This window comes from Salinibacterium sp., from assembly GCF_031364185.1.
Taxonomy (GTDB): Bacteria; Actinomycetota; Actinomycetes; order Actinomycetales; family Microbacteriaceae; genus Rhodoglobus.
Genome location: NZ_JANLVV010000300.1, coordinates 1 through 11,800, shown reverse-complemented (window position 1 = coordinate 11,800; position 11,800 = coordinate 1). Strand labels below are relative to the sequence as shown.

Sequence of the window (11,800 nt, the reverse complement as noted above, 5' to 3'; positions counted from 1 at the left end):
CTGACCGTGGTGTCACTGCAGGAATGGGCAGATGATGCCCAGCACCTCTCGAGTCATTTCGCGACCGTCGGGCGCGACGCCCGGCTCAAGCACATCGTCATCTCGCTCAGTGGCGCCGTGGTGCGTCTGAACCCCTCGGTGCATCTCTCGGGAGAGGGTTCGGATGGCGATCTCTACGGTCTCTACTTCGCCGACGCCGGCCAACATTTCGAGCAACGGGTCTATCTCCATCACGTTGCCCCGAACACCAAAGGCCGCGTCAACTACAAGGGAGCTCTGCAGGGCAAGGGTGCCCGAGCGGTCTGGGTGGGCGACGTGCTTATCGGTCCGGATGCTGCCGGCACAGACAGCTACGAACAGAACCGTAATCTCGTGCTCACCGAGGGCACCAGGGCAGACTCGATCCCGAACCTGGAGATCGAAACCGGAGACATCCTGGGGGCTGGCCACGCCAGTGCGACCGGTCGTTTCGACGACGAGCAGCTCTTCTACCTTCAGGCTCGTGGCATTAGTGAAGCCGAGGCGCGTCGCCTCGTCGTGATCGGTTTTCTTTCCGAAATTGTCCAGAAGATTGGCAACCCCGAGCTGGAAGCCCGACTGCACTCTGCCATCGAAGCCGAACTCTCGCTCACCGGGGTGGTTACCCCGTGAGCGCCGAGCGCGTCTGCACCACGGCAGAACTCCAGGAGAACAAGTCCTTCCGTGTGGTGTTGGTTGTCACCTCGAATGTCGTGGTCAAAGACTCGAGCGGTGCCGTGCATGCCATCGGCGATACCTGCACTCACGGAGACATCTCGCTGGCCGAAGGATTTGTCGAAGAGGAGACAATCGAGTGCTGGGCGCACGGCTCACAATTTTCGCTCTCCACCGGCAAACCCCTCAACCTCCCGGCCTATGAGCCGGTGCCGGTGTTCGACGTGGTAGTCGACGACTCAGGTGTTGTCTATATCGACCCCGCCAACTCAACCCTGGCCTCCTGACCCGGCACGGTCACGGCACTAAAGGAAATAGAACAATGTCAGTACTTGAAGTCAAAGATCTCCACGTCAGCGTCGAGACAGAACAGGGCACCAAGCGGATCCTGAACGGGGTCGACCTGTCGATCGCGCAGGGTGAGATTCACGCCATCATGGGGCCGAACGGATCGGGCAAGTCGACGCTCGCGTATTCCATTGCCGGGCATCCCAAGTATCACGTCGAGAGTGGCTCAGTCCTGCTTGACGGCGTCGAGGTGCTCACCATGAGCGTCGATGCGCGCGCCCGAGCCGGCCTGTTCCTCGCGATGCAGTACCCGGTTGAAATCCCCGGGGTGCGGATGGCCGACTTCCTGCGCACCGCGAAGACTGCCCTCAACGGTGAAGCACCGGCATTGCGGCCCTGGATCAAGGAAGTCAACGAAGCCATGAAGGGCCTGCGCATGGATAAAACCTTCTCCGAGCGCAACGTCAACGAAGGTTTTTCGGGCGGGGAAAAGAAACGCCACGAAATCCTCCAGCTCGAGCTGCTCAAGCCGAAATTCGCCATTCTCGATGAGACCGATTCAGGGCTCGACGTCGATGCGTTGAAGATCGTGTCCGAGGGCGTCAACCGCGCCAAAGAGGCCAACAACCTCGGCGTGCTGCTCATCACCCACTACACCCGAATCCTGCGCTACATCACGCCAGACTACGTGCACGTCTTCGTCGATGGTCGCGTCGCGGAGGAGGGCGGCCCCGAGCTCGCTGAGCGGCTTGAAAACGAGGGCTATGATCGCTTTCTCACCGACGCGAGCGTAATCTAGGCCTATGTCGACCGCACTAGCGCCCGCACTATTCGACCAGGTCGAAGAAGGCCTGAAGGATGTCATGGACCCCGAGCTCGGGGTCAATATTGTCGACCTCGGTCTGATCTATGACCTGAGCTGGGATCAGGACAGCAATGCCCTGATCATCAGCATGACCCTGACCTCCGCCGGCTGCCCGCTCACCGACATCATCGAGGAACAGATCGCCCAGTCATTGGACGGCATCGTTGACGCGTTCCGCATCAACTGGGTGTGGATGCCGCCATGGGGAGCCGACAAGATCACCGATGACGGGCGTGACATGATGCGGGCGCTCGGCTTCTCCATCTGATTCAGCGTCACGCAGTACAGATAACCCTTGAGGGCCGGGCGTTTCTCCCTATGGCTACGCGCTCGCACCCGGATTGAGGAGCATTGCGCTTCCCAATCCGGGCGACATCAGGCACAAATCGACAGAATCTGCTGTGGTTGCAGTTCATGTCGAAATGAGGACGGGCATGTCAGGGCTGCGCCTTCCGGTCGCGACGGCCGACGGCCACCCACGCGAGGGTGATGATCCCCGCCCCCAGTATCGACTTGATTACCCCGCCGAGGATGAAGGGGTACAACCCCGCCTGCAGCACTGACTGCAGGTCGTTGGGCGCGCCGACCGCTCCGAGGAACGTGGCGAGCCACGGCAGACCGAAGGCGAAAGTGACGACAGATCCGATGAGGAACGCCACGAATGCCCGCAACAGTTTTCGATCCCACTCACGCTGGGCCAGCCATCCGGTCAGGATTGCGCTGAAGATGAATCCGATAATGTAGCCGCCTGTAGGGCCAGCCACGACGCTCCACCCTGACGATGACTCGCTGAACACGGGCAGGCCGATGATTCCCAGCGCTGCATACAGCACCATGGAAATACCGCCCCGAACCGCACCGAGGGTCACTCCCACCAGGAGCACCGCCAGCGTCTGACCGGTGATGGGTACGGGCCACAGTGGCACGGCGATTTGCGCCGCAACAGCGGTGAGCGCAGCTCCCGCAGCGATCAGCACGGCGTCGACGGCGATACTGCGGCTAAAGATGCGGTCGGCAAGCGTGGGTTTGCCGAGGGCAAGGGTCAGGTTGCTCAAGCGGGCTCCTTGGGTAGTTCGGGGGGACGGAACCGGACAGCCCGGCCACACGAAGTAGACTAGCTGGCTGGTGCGCTGTTGGACCGCATCCCTCCCCTCCAAAAGAATTGGACTACTCCTGTGCTCTCTGTGCACGATCTTGAGCTGCGCGTGGGCGCACGCCTCCTGATGGACGAGGTCTCGTTCCGAGTTGATCGCGGAGACAAAATTGGCCTGGTCGGACGCAATGGCGCCGGCAAGACCACGCTGACAAAAACACTTGCGGGAGAGCTGCAGCCGGCGGGAGGTCGCATCGACCGTACTGGCGAGATCGGGTATCTGCCACAGGACCCGCGGTCGGGAAATCCCGAAGACCTGGCGCGCACGCGCATCCTTGACGCCCGGGGCCTTGGGTCGATCGTGCTCGGCATGGCGCAGACCATGGAGGACATGGCAAGTCCGGACGTTTCCACCAGCACCGCAGCCATGAAGAAATACGGCAACCTGGAGGAAAGGTTCACGGCGCTCGGGGGTTATGCGGCCGAGGCGGAGGCCGCGTCGATCGCCAGCAACCTGAGCCTGCCGGACCATATCCTCGACCAGAAGCTTTCGACACTTTCCGGCGGTCAGCGTCGTCGCATCGAGTTGGCCCGCATCCTGTTCTCAGGGGCAGACACCATGCTGCTGGATGAGCCCACCAACCACCTCGACGCCGATTCGGTCGTGTGGCTCCGCGAGTTCCTCAAAGGCTTCCAGGGTGGGCTGATCGTGATCACCCACGACGTGAACCTGGTAGAGGAGACCGTCAATAAGGTCTTCTACCTCGACGCAAACCGCCAGACGATCGACCAGTACAACATGGGGTGGAAGAACTACCACAAGCAGCGGGCCGCCGACGAAGAGCGTCGCAAGAAGGAGCGTGCCAACGCGGAGAAAAAGGCTGGAGTGCTGACGACGCAGGCCGCAAAGTTTGGCGCCAAGGCCTCAAAGGCTGCTGCTGCACACCAGATGGTCGCCCGCGCCGAGAAGCTTCTCGCCGGTCTGGATGAGGTCAGAAGTGTCGACCGGGTCGCAAAGCTTCGATTCCCTGAGCCGGCTCCGTGCGGTCGAACTCCGCTGATGGCATCCAATCTCAGTAAGAGCTACGGCTCTCTCGAGATTTTCACCGCGGTCGACCTGGCGATCGACCGTGGCTCAAAGGTGGTGATCCTCGGTTTCAATGGTGCCGGTAAGACCACACTGCTCAGGATGCTGGCCGGAGTAGACCAGCCGGATACGGGACAGATCGAGCCGGGACACGGTTTGCGCGTGGGCTATTACGCGCAGGAGCACGAGACCATCGACGTCAAGCGCACCGTGCTGGAGAACATGGTCTCGTCGTCGCTCAGCATCACCGAGATGGAAGCCCGCCGCGTCCTGGGTTCGTTCCTATTCACCGGCGATGACGGCCACAAGCTGGCCGGGGTGCTCTCCGGAGGCGAGAAGACCCGACTTGCGCTGGCCATGATCGTCGTCAGTGGAGCAAATGTGCTCCTGCTTGACGAGCCCACCAACAACCTCGACCCCGCGAGTCGTGAAGAGATTCTCGGCGCGCTGGCAAGCTACAGCGGCGCGGTGGTGCTGGTGAGCCACGATGAGGGTGCCGTAGAGGCCCTCAATCCTGAGCGCGTGCTGATCCTGCCCGATGGCACCGAGGACCATTGGAACAAGGATTACGCCGAACTTATCTCGCTCGCCTGAGCGAGCAGTGCACTGTGCGGCCTAACGGTCGGCATGATCCAGGATGGAGTCCTCGATCTCAGCGTCACCGGGAGCTTTAGCGTCTGATTTGCGCCGCCTGGCCGCCGATCGCACCTGCTCGCGCGGGTCGTCGGCATTTCTGATCCTGTACTCCTGGCGCACGGCCCAGCCGAGGCCGATAAAGGCCATGATGCCGAACACTATCCACTGGAACGCGTAGGAAAGATGGGGCCCCTCGTCGGGAACGGGCTTCGTCACAGCGACGGGCCGAACGGGCGGGGGAGGATCCTCAGTGGCCAACAGACCGTAGGCACCCAGGTACATCGGTCGGTCGATAAGGGCGGCGATGGTAGCCAGATTAACAGTGGCAACCTGGCCCGGCGGCGCCGAACGACCCGGAATTATGGGCTCTCCTGCCTTCAGGCGTGCCACGATGGTGACCACTCCGGTAGGAACTTCGGGGATGACATCGGGCTCATCCTGCGCGCTACCCGCCTTGATCCAACCCCGATCCACGACGAAAATGGAGCCATTTGACAACTCGATCGGGACGAGCTGCTCGAAGCCGGCAGTACCGTCGAGGGGCCTGCCGCGCACCAGCAATTCCTCGTCGACGAGGTAGCGGCCGGTGATGGTCACGGGCATCCACTTATCGTCTGGATCAAAAGAGTCGAGGCTTTTGATCACGTCGGCGATTGGCCGGGGTGCGCTGGACCAGTTCGTGTCGACTCGATCAATCTCGGCTCGTGCTTCGTCTCGACGGGCGATCTGCCAATACGACAACCCGGCACAGGCGATCGCAAAAACGATGACCAGCGCAAGATATCCCAGCCAGCGTCGGGACAGCGCGAAGCTCCACCCGTTCATGACGGAACCACGCTGACATTCTCAGAGAGTTTCGTGACGATCACAGGGAAACTGCGTGACGCCAGGTAGTCACCGAGGTACTGGCTGTGCTCGTCGCATGCCAACCAGACTTTGACGCGATTCTCGGGATGGATACGGGGATTGCGCCAGTTCACCTTCATGGTGGCCAGGTTGTGGCATCCCGCACGTGAGCAGCGATCCGTCGTGGGGCCCTCTGCGCCTAGCACCGGTCATACCCCTTCACTGATCGCCTTGCACCCATAGCGACATACTCGAAACGTCTTACTCGAAACGTCTCACTCGAAACGAACGTGCCCGTCGGCATCCTGCCTGTCAGCGTCCTGCTGATCAGTGTCGCGACGGAACTCGGGTGTCACGCGGATGATCGACCCAGGCCGCTCCACGGTGCCGCTCTCTTTGCCGCCGACGTTGGCGATGATCACCGCGACGTAGGGCAACACAATTGCCGCGATGACGCAGACCAGCAGCCACCATCCCTGCACGAAGAAACACGCGATAACGCACGCGACGCGCACGCTCATGGCGACCGTGTAACGAACCACGCGTCTTCTCTGATCGTCTTGAGGCGATTCGGGAAGCGAGGTGATCGACTGCTTTTGGTTCACTATTCCTGCTTCGCTATGCATGTTCCGCGAAGTCCCAGACGCGGCCACCCGAGGGTCAGGGCGACACCTCATCTCCCAGCCTACGTCGCAAATCGGCGACTATAGGCTGGTGCCTATGACCACCGTAACGCTGTCAGCAGAATTCACTCCCAGGACGGTTCTTATCACCGGGGGAAACCGTGGAATTGGTCGGGCGATCGCCGAAGAATTTGTCGCAGCCGGGCACCGGGTGGCCGTGACTGCTCGCTCGGGGAGCGGTCCGGATGGCACACTCACGGTGATAGCGGATGTCACTGATGGCGTCAGCCTCGACGCTGCCTTCACCGAAGTTGAGGCACACCTCGGCGGCATCGAGGTGCTGGTCGCGAATGCCGGGATCACTCGGGACACGCTCCTCATGAGGATGTCGGACAACGACTTCACCGAGGTGATCGACACCAACCTCAATGGCTCATTCCGCGTCGTCAAACGCGCATCCAAGGGCATGATGAAGGCTCGTTTCGGAAGAATCATCCTGGTGTCCAGCGTCGTGGGCCTGCTCGGATCTGCCGGGCAGGTGAACTACTCCGCCTCCAAGAGTGGACTGGTCGGGTTGGCGCGTTCGGTCACGAGGGAATTAGGAAGTCGCGGTATCACGGCTAATGTCGTCGCACCAGGATTCATCGAAACCGATATGACGGCCGCGCTAGACGAAGAGCAGCAGAAGGCTTACCTGAAGCAGATTCCCGCCGCGCGATTCGCGAGTGCAGCGGAAGTCGCCCGGGTGATCCTGTGGCTGGCGAGCGATGACGCGGGATACATCTCGGGGGCGGTCATCCCGGTTGATGGTGGGCTCGGGATGGGCCACTAGGGCTACTCTGCGGGTGGTCAGCCTCGCAGGCCGAGAAGCGGCAGCACCTGCGTCAGATCGCGCACATCGATCAGCACTCCGGCGTGGTCGCGCACGGGCGCTTTAGCGTCGAAACCTACGGCAAGCCCCGCGATGGCCATCATGTCAAGATCGTTGGCGCCGTCTCCGACGGCGACCGTGCGCGAGAGCGGCACTCCACAGTCGTCGGCCCACTGCCGAAGCGTCGTGGCCTTCGCCGCGGCATCCACTACTCGACCGGTCAGACCGCCCGTGAGAATGCCCTCGACAACCTCAAGGCGATTGGCGCGGCAGTAGTCGAGCCCGAGATCGTGGGCGATGGGGTCGACAACTTCATGAAATCCACCGGAGACCGCCCCGACTCGCCCACCGGCCGAATGGATGCCCGCAATCATCTCGGGGACCCCCCGGGTCACCGTGACCAGGTCGCCCACCGTCGCGAACACCGAGTCGGGCAGGCCCGCCAGTGTGGATACCCGAGCACGAAGACTTTCTTCGAAGTCGAGTTCACCGTTCATGGCCTGCCGGGTGATGGCCTCAACTTCGGCAAGTGAGCCAGCCTGCGCGGCCAGCAACTCGATGACCTCATCGTCAATGAGAGTGGAGTCGACATCCAGAACCACAAGGAAGCGGGGCATGGGGCGAAGCCTTCCTCTGTGAAGATCGATCAGGCGACGATGACGCCCTTCCCGACGACGGTGATTCCCGTCTCGGTGACCGTGAAGCCCCGGGCACGATCGGCATCATGGTCGACGCCAACGGAGGCACCCTCGCTGATGACGACCTCTTTGTCGAGAATAGCGCGTCGCACGGTGGCATTCGGTGCAACTCGAACCCGCTCGAATATGACCGAGTCGACGACCCTCGCGCCAGACTCGACCGACACCCAGGGGCCGACCATGCTGCGTTCGATGTGGGCGCCCGAGATGACACAGCCCAGCGAGATGATCGAGTCGATCATCGTGCCCTGGTTACCCTGCGCGTCTCGCACGAACTTCGCTGGCGGCGAATTCAACTGCTGGCTGAAAATCGGCCACGCGGTGTTGTAGAGGTTGAAGATCGGAAGGGCCGCGATCAAATCCTGGTGTGCGTCGAAGAATGACTCGATCGTGCCGACATCTCGCCAGTAGAAGCGATCACGTTCGGTCGATCCTGGAACCTCGTTGCGGTTCAGGTCGTAGACGCCCGCGAGGCCCCGAGAGACGAAGTCCGGCACGATATCACCGCCCATATCGTGGTTCGAGTCGGAGCGCTCTCCATCTCGCTGCACGGCATCCATCAACACGTCCGCGTCGAAAATGTAGTTACCCATCGACGCTAGGACCTCGCCGGGGGAGTCAGTCAGACCTATCGGCTTCTGCGGCTTCTCGTGGAACGCGGCAATCTTCGACGGGTTGTCGGCATCAACCTCGATCACTCCGAATTGGTCGGCCAACGCTATCGGCTGGCGAATGGCGGCCACAGTGACCCCAAACCCGGACGCGACGTGCGCCTCCACCATTTGGCTGAAGTCCATTCGATACACGTGGTCGGCACCAACCACGATGACAATGTCGGGTTTCTCGTCTCGCAGCAGGTTGAGGCTCTGCAGGATCGCGTCAGCCGAGCCGCTGAACCAGCGCTTGCCCAGTCGCTGCTGTGCCGGCACCGAGGCCACATACGAATTGAGCATGCCGGGCAAGCGCCACGTCTGGGAGACGTGGCGATCGAGACTGTGGGATTTGTACTGGGTGAGAACGACGATCTGGCGTAACCCCGAGTTGATGAGATTGCTGAGCGCAAAATCAATCAGTCTGTAGCCACCGGCAAAGGGCACCGCAGGTTTGGCACGGTCAGCTGTGAGGGGCATGAGGCGCTTTCCTTCACCGCCGGCGAGGACAATCCCGAAGATCTTCTGAGATGACATAGGGCAACAGTATGCGAGGTCGAGTCGGTTGTGCAGCAGCATCGTGCAGTAGCGTTTTGACATGCGAGTAGACCTGATCAGTCGTGAGTATCCGCCCGAGGTGTACGGCGGCGCCGGCGTGCACGTTGCCGAGCTGGTGCGGGCGCTCCGCGGGGATATCGACGTTGTGGTTCGCTGTTTCGGGAAGCCTCGTGACGAGGCCAACGTGCACGCATACGGCGCCCCGGCGGAGCTTGCCGCCGTCAACCCGGCACTGGGGACGCTGGGCGTGGATCTGCAGATCGCCCAGGACGTCGCCGGGGCAGATATTGTGCATTCACATACCTGGTATGCCAATGCCGCAGGCCATCTCGCCTCGCTGCTTCACGGCATCCCGCACATCGTGACGGCGCACAGTCTCGAACCACTTCGCCCGTGGAAGGCCGAGCAACTCGGCGGCGGATACCGCATTTCGAGTTGGATCGAGAGCACCGCGTTCACCGGTGCTGCCGCGATCATTGCCGTCAGTGACGGGATGCGCCGCGACATCCTGCGCTGCTATCCCTGGCTCGATGAACAGAAGGTCATCACGGTGCATAATGGCATCGACCTGGAGCGTTGGCGACCGGTGGATGACGCGGCGCTCGTGCGCGAACTCGGAATCGACCCGGACCGCCCTTCGGTGGTGTTCGTTGGCAGGATCACCCGCCAGAAAGGTCTGCCCTATCTTCTCCGCGCCGCCGCCCTGTTGCCCCCCGACGTGCAGCTCATACTGTGCGCGGGAGCACCCGACACCCCGGAGATCCTCGCTGAGGTCGAGGCAGGGGTGCGCGCGCTGCAGGCCGAGCGCTCCGGAGTCGTGTGGATTGATCGGCTTCTCAGCCAGCACGAACTGTCGGCGGTGCTCACCCAGGCGACCACCTTTGTCTGCCCCTCGGTGTACGAGCCGCTGGGCATTGTGAACCTGGAGGCCATGGCCTGTGGCGTGCCTGTCGTCGGTACCGCGACCGGCGGTATTCCGGAGGTGATCATTGATGGCGTCACAGGCAGACTCGTTCCCATTGAGCAGCTCGACGACGGCACGGGCACACCCACGGATCCCGACCGGTTCGTCGCCGATCTGGCCGCGACGCTCGCCGAGGTAGTGAGCGACCCGACGAACGCCGCCCGGATGGGCCGGGCCGGGCGCCTTCGCGCCGAAACAGACTTCAGCTGGGTGACGATTGCGGCCCGCACGCGTGAGATCTATGCGAGTCTCACCGAGGGCCAGTCCCTCACACCGTAGGCTGGAGAGATCATGGCAAGCGTTCTGCAGTTCACCGATGTGACCGTCATACGCGACGGTCACCCCATCCTCCTCTCAGCCGATTGGACTGTGGATTCTGCCGATCGCTGGGTCGTCCTCGGCCCCAATGGGGCAGGTAAAACGACCCTGTTGCAGCTTGCCGCGGCCCAGATGCACCCCACGTCAGGGCGAGTGCAGATCCTGGATGACACCCTCGGCCGAGCCGACGTGTTCGAATTGCGCCCTCGGATCGGTTTTGCCTCAAGCGCGCTGGCGCGCAAAGTGCCGCGCGAAGAACGAGTCATCGACGTCGTCCTCACGGCGGCATACTCCGTCACAGGCCGCTGGAACGAATCGTATGAAGAAGTGGACATCACCCGAGCCCAGCGAGTGCTCGCAGAGTGGAAGCTGGGACACCTCGAGGATCGCCGATTCGGTGATCTCAGCGACGGCGAACAGAAGCGCGTGCAGATTGCTCGCTCAGTGATGACCGACCCTGAATTGTTACTGCTCGACGAGCCCGCCGCGAGCCTGGATCTGGGAGCTCGCGAAGAACTGGTGGCGCTCCTGGGTGGTTTCGCCAGCGAAAGAAGTTCACCGGCAATCGTCATGGTGACCCACCACGTCGAGGAGATCCCTCCGGGATTCGGTCATGCACTACTGGTATCAGGCGGCGAGATCAGGGCGGCTGGCATCATTGACGAGGTGCTCACCTCCGAGAACCTCAGCGACGCGTTCGGATTGCCGCTCATTGTGACGAACGACAATGGTCGATTCGCCGCGCGAGCTGCCTGATTATTTGGTAGTCTTGTGTGGGGTTTGCGTAAGCCCACATGAGCACCCGTGGCTCCCATCATCATCAAGCAGTATTCATCCAGAAGTGTTACTGCCCCAGCTATCGAATGAAGGAACGTTCATGAAGACCGACATCCACCCCACATACAACGCGATCGTGTTCCGCGACCTCGCGTCGGGCGCGACGTTCCTTACCCGCTCGACCGCGACCAGCGACAAGACCATCGACCTGGACGGCTCGACATATCCGGTCATTGACGTCGAAATCTCGTCGGAGTCGCACCCGTTCTATACCGGCAAGCAGCGCATCATGGACTCCGCCGGTCGTGTGGAGAAGTTCAACTCGCGCTACGCAGCATTTGGAACCAAGAAAGACTAGCCTTCCCAGGTTGTGCAGCACAGGCGGCCTTCGGGCCGCCTGTGCTCGTTAAGGCCTGTGCTCGTTAAGGCCCGAGCTGGTCAAACCCTGTGCTCGGGCAGCACCAATGATGGTCCACCGTGCCCCTACCGGGACTACTGGGAGAGCAAGTGCCGCGCCGCTACGAGCGGGCCGTGCGACGGGCAATCCAGAGCGGGAGGATCGTGTCACGGGTCAGAGGAGCCATCTCCACGCCCTCAGGCTCGTCGGTGTCGATCCATAACAACTCCTCGATCTCACCTGATGCCGCTAGCTCAAGGCTGGTTGTCAGCGCGAATACTTCGGCTCTGATGACCGTGTCGGGCTCATTCGCGGCTTCGGCTCTGAAGCTGCCGAGGTACTCCGTCACGCCCGTGTCGAGTTCGAGACCTATCTCCTCGAGAAGTTCGCGCGATAGGGCGTCAACGGCACTCTCACCGCGTTCGATCTTCCCGCC

16 protein-coding genes are annotated in these 11,800 nt (G+C 61.9%); 9 read left to right on the top strand and 7 right to left on the bottom strand.

Annotated features, from left to right (window positions below; all coding sequences use genetic code 11):
* The 4 genes from RMN95_RS13295 to RMN95_RS13280 all read left to right on the top strand — a co-directional run.
* A partial coding sequence (locus RMN95_RS13295) for a SufD family Fe-S cluster assembly protein (protein WP_309617389.1) occupies positions 1-651 on the top strand: 651 nt, incomplete at its 5' end.
* Complete coding sequence (locus RMN95_RS13290) at positions 648-980, top strand: Rieske 2Fe-2S domain-containing protein (protein WP_309617388.1); 333 nt, start codon at positions 648-650, stop codon at positions 978-980. The genes RMN95_RS13295 and RMN95_RS13290, both read left to right, overlap by 4 nt.
* 35 nt (positions 981-1,015) lie before the next feature.
* On the top strand, positions 1,016-1,780 hold the full coding sequence (gene sufC / locus RMN95_RS13285) for a Fe-S cluster assembly ATPase SufC (RefSeq protein ID WP_309617387.1): 765 nt from the start codon (positions 1,016-1,018) through the stop codon (positions 1,778-1,780).
* Positions 1,781-1,784: 4 nt separating this feature from the next.
* A complete protein-coding gene (locus RMN95_RS13280) occupies positions 1,785-2,114 on the top strand; it encodes a metal-sulfur cluster assembly factor (RefSeq protein WP_309617386.1) in 330 nt (109 codons plus the stop codon).
* 169 nt (positions 2,115-2,283) lie between these two features.
* Here RMN95_RS13280 and RMN95_RS13275 read toward each other — a convergent pair whose 3' ends face one another.
* On the bottom strand, positions 2,284-2,901 hold the full coding sequence (locus tag RMN95_RS13275; protein WP_309617385.1) for a biotin transporter BioY: 618 nt from the start codon (positions 2,899-2,901) through the stop codon (positions 2,284-2,286).
* Between the two features lie 120 nt (positions 2,902-3,021).
* On the opposite strand from RMN95_RS13275, the gene RMN95_RS13270 reads away from it, so the two are divergent.
* The gene (locus RMN95_RS13270) at positions 3,022-4,620 is read left to right on the top strand and encodes an ABC-F family ATP-binding cassette domain-containing protein (protein WP_309617384.1); all 1,599 of its coding nucleotides are present in this window, start codon (positions 3,022-3,024) and stop codon (positions 4,618-4,620) included.
* A 21-nt stretch (positions 4,621-4,641) separates the two neighbouring features.
* Here RMN95_RS13270 and RMN95_RS13265 read toward each other — a convergent pair whose 3' ends face one another.
* From RMN95_RS13265 to RMN95_RS13255, 3 genes are all read right to left on the bottom strand, one after another.
* Positions 4,642-5,487, bottom strand: a complete 846-nt coding sequence (locus RMN95_RS13265) for an SURF1 family protein (protein ID WP_309617383.1) — start codon at positions 5,485-5,487, stop codon at positions 4,642-4,644.
* On the bottom strand, positions 5,484-5,648 hold the full coding sequence (locus RMN95_RS13260; RefSeq protein ID WP_309617382.1) for a hypothetical protein: 165 nt from the start codon (positions 5,646-5,648) through the stop codon (positions 5,484-5,486). Before RMN95_RS13260 ends, RMN95_RS13265 begins: the two co-directional genes overlap by 4 nt.
* Positions 5,649-5,783: 135 nt before the next feature.
* Entirely contained in the window at positions 5,784-6,134 is a 351-nt protein-coding gene (locus tag RMN95_RS13255) for a DUF3099 domain-containing protein (protein ID WP_309617381.1), read from the bottom strand.
* A 94-nt stretch (positions 6,135-6,228) separates the two neighbouring features.
* Here RMN95_RS13255 and RMN95_RS13250 point away from each other — a divergent pair, with 94 nt between their 5' ends.
* Entirely contained in the window at positions 6,229-6,963 is a 735-nt protein-coding gene (locus RMN95_RS13250) for a beta-ketoacyl-ACP reductase (protein ID WP_309617380.1), read from the top strand.
* 17 nt (positions 6,964-6,980) lie between these two features.
* Here the strand turns inward: RMN95_RS13250 and serB are convergent, their stop codons facing one another.
* Both serB and RMN95_RS13240 read right to left on the bottom strand, forming a co-directional pair.
* The gene (gene serB, locus RMN95_RS13245; RefSeq protein ID WP_309617379.1) at positions 6,981-7,619 is read right to left on the bottom strand and encodes a phosphoserine phosphatase SerB; all 639 of its coding nucleotides are present in this window, start codon (positions 7,617-7,619) and stop codon (positions 6,981-6,983) included.
* 29 nt (positions 7,620-7,648) lie between these two features.
* Positions 7,649-8,887, bottom strand: coding sequence for a glucose-1-phosphate adenylyltransferase (locus tag RMN95_RS13240; RefSeq protein ID WP_309617378.1), 1,239 nt, complete (start codon positions 8,885-8,887; stop codon positions 7,649-7,651).
* A gap of 61 nt (positions 8,888-8,948) precedes the next feature.
* Between RMN95_RS13240 and glgA the strand changes: the two genes are divergently transcribed.
* The 3 genes from glgA (at position 8,949) to RMN95_RS13225 (ending at position 11,325) form a co-directional block, all read left to right on the top strand.
* Complete coding sequence (gene glgA, locus RMN95_RS13235; RefSeq protein ID WP_309617377.1) at positions 8,949-10,151, top strand: glycogen synthase; 1,203 nt, start codon at positions 8,949-8,951, stop codon at positions 10,149-10,151.
* 12 nt (positions 10,152-10,163) lie between these two features.
* Complete coding sequence (locus RMN95_RS13230; protein ID WP_309617376.1) at positions 10,164-10,946, top strand: ABC transporter ATP-binding protein; 783 nt, start codon at positions 10,164-10,166, stop codon at positions 10,944-10,946.
* A gap of 121 nt (positions 10,947-11,067) precedes the next feature.
* Positions 11,068-11,325, top strand: a complete 258-nt coding sequence (locus RMN95_RS13225) for a type B 50S ribosomal protein L31 (protein WP_309617375.1) — start codon at positions 11,068-11,070, stop codon at positions 11,323-11,325.
* Between the two features lie 160 nt (positions 11,326-11,485).
* On the opposite strand, the gene RMN95_RS13220 is transcribed toward RMN95_RS13225, so the two are convergent.
* On the bottom strand, positions 11,486-11,800 hold a 315-nt coding region (locus RMN95_RS13220; RefSeq protein WP_309617374.1), incomplete at its 5' end, for an NUDIX domain-containing protein.

What these genes read in the sequence shown, in the direction of transcription:
- RMN95_RS13240 (WP_309617378.1), bottom strand. Translation starts at nt 8,887, where the DNA reads ATGTCATCTCAGAAGATCTTCGGGATTGTCCTCGCCGGCGGTGAAGGA.
- glgA (WP_309617377.1), top strand. Translation starts at nt 8,949, where the DNA reads ATGCGAGTAGACCTGATCAGTCGTGAGTATCCGCCCGAGGTGTACGGC.
- RMN95_RS13225 (WP_309617375.1), top strand. Translation starts at nt 11,068, where the DNA reads ATGAAGACCGACATCCACCCCACATACAACGCGATCGTGTTCCGCGAC.
- RMN95_RS13250 (WP_309617380.1), top strand. Translation starts at nt 6,229, where the DNA reads ATGACCACCGTAACGCTGTCAGCAGAATTCACTCCCAGGACGGTTCTT.
- RMN95_RS13260 (WP_309617382.1), bottom strand. Translation starts at nt 5,648, where the DNA reads ATGAAGGTGAACTGGCGCAATCCCCGTATCCATCCCGAGAATCGCGTC.
- RMN95_RS13265 (WP_309617383.1), bottom strand. Translation starts at nt 5,487, where the DNA reads ATGAACGGGTGGAGCTTCGCGCTGTCCCGACGCTGGCTGGGATATCTT.
- sufC (WP_309617387.1), top strand. Translation starts at nt 1,016, where the DNA reads ATGTCAGTACTTGAAGTCAAAGATCTCCACGTCAGCGTCGAGACAGAA.
- RMN95_RS13280 (WP_309617386.1), top strand. Translation starts at nt 1,785, where the DNA reads ATGTCGACCGCACTAGCGCCCGCACTATTCGACCAGGTCGAAGAAGGC.
- RMN95_RS13255 (WP_309617381.1), bottom strand. Translation starts at nt 6,134, where the DNA reads ATGCATAGCGAAGCAGGAATAGTGAACCAAAAGCAGTCGATCACCTCG.
- serB (WP_309617379.1), bottom strand. Translation starts at nt 7,619, where the DNA reads ATGCCCCGCTTCCTTGTGGTTCTGGATGTCGACTCCACTCTCATTGAC.
- RMN95_RS13230 (WP_309617376.1), top strand. Translation starts at nt 10,164, where the DNA reads ATGGCAAGCGTTCTGCAGTTCACCGATGTGACCGTCATACGCGACGGT.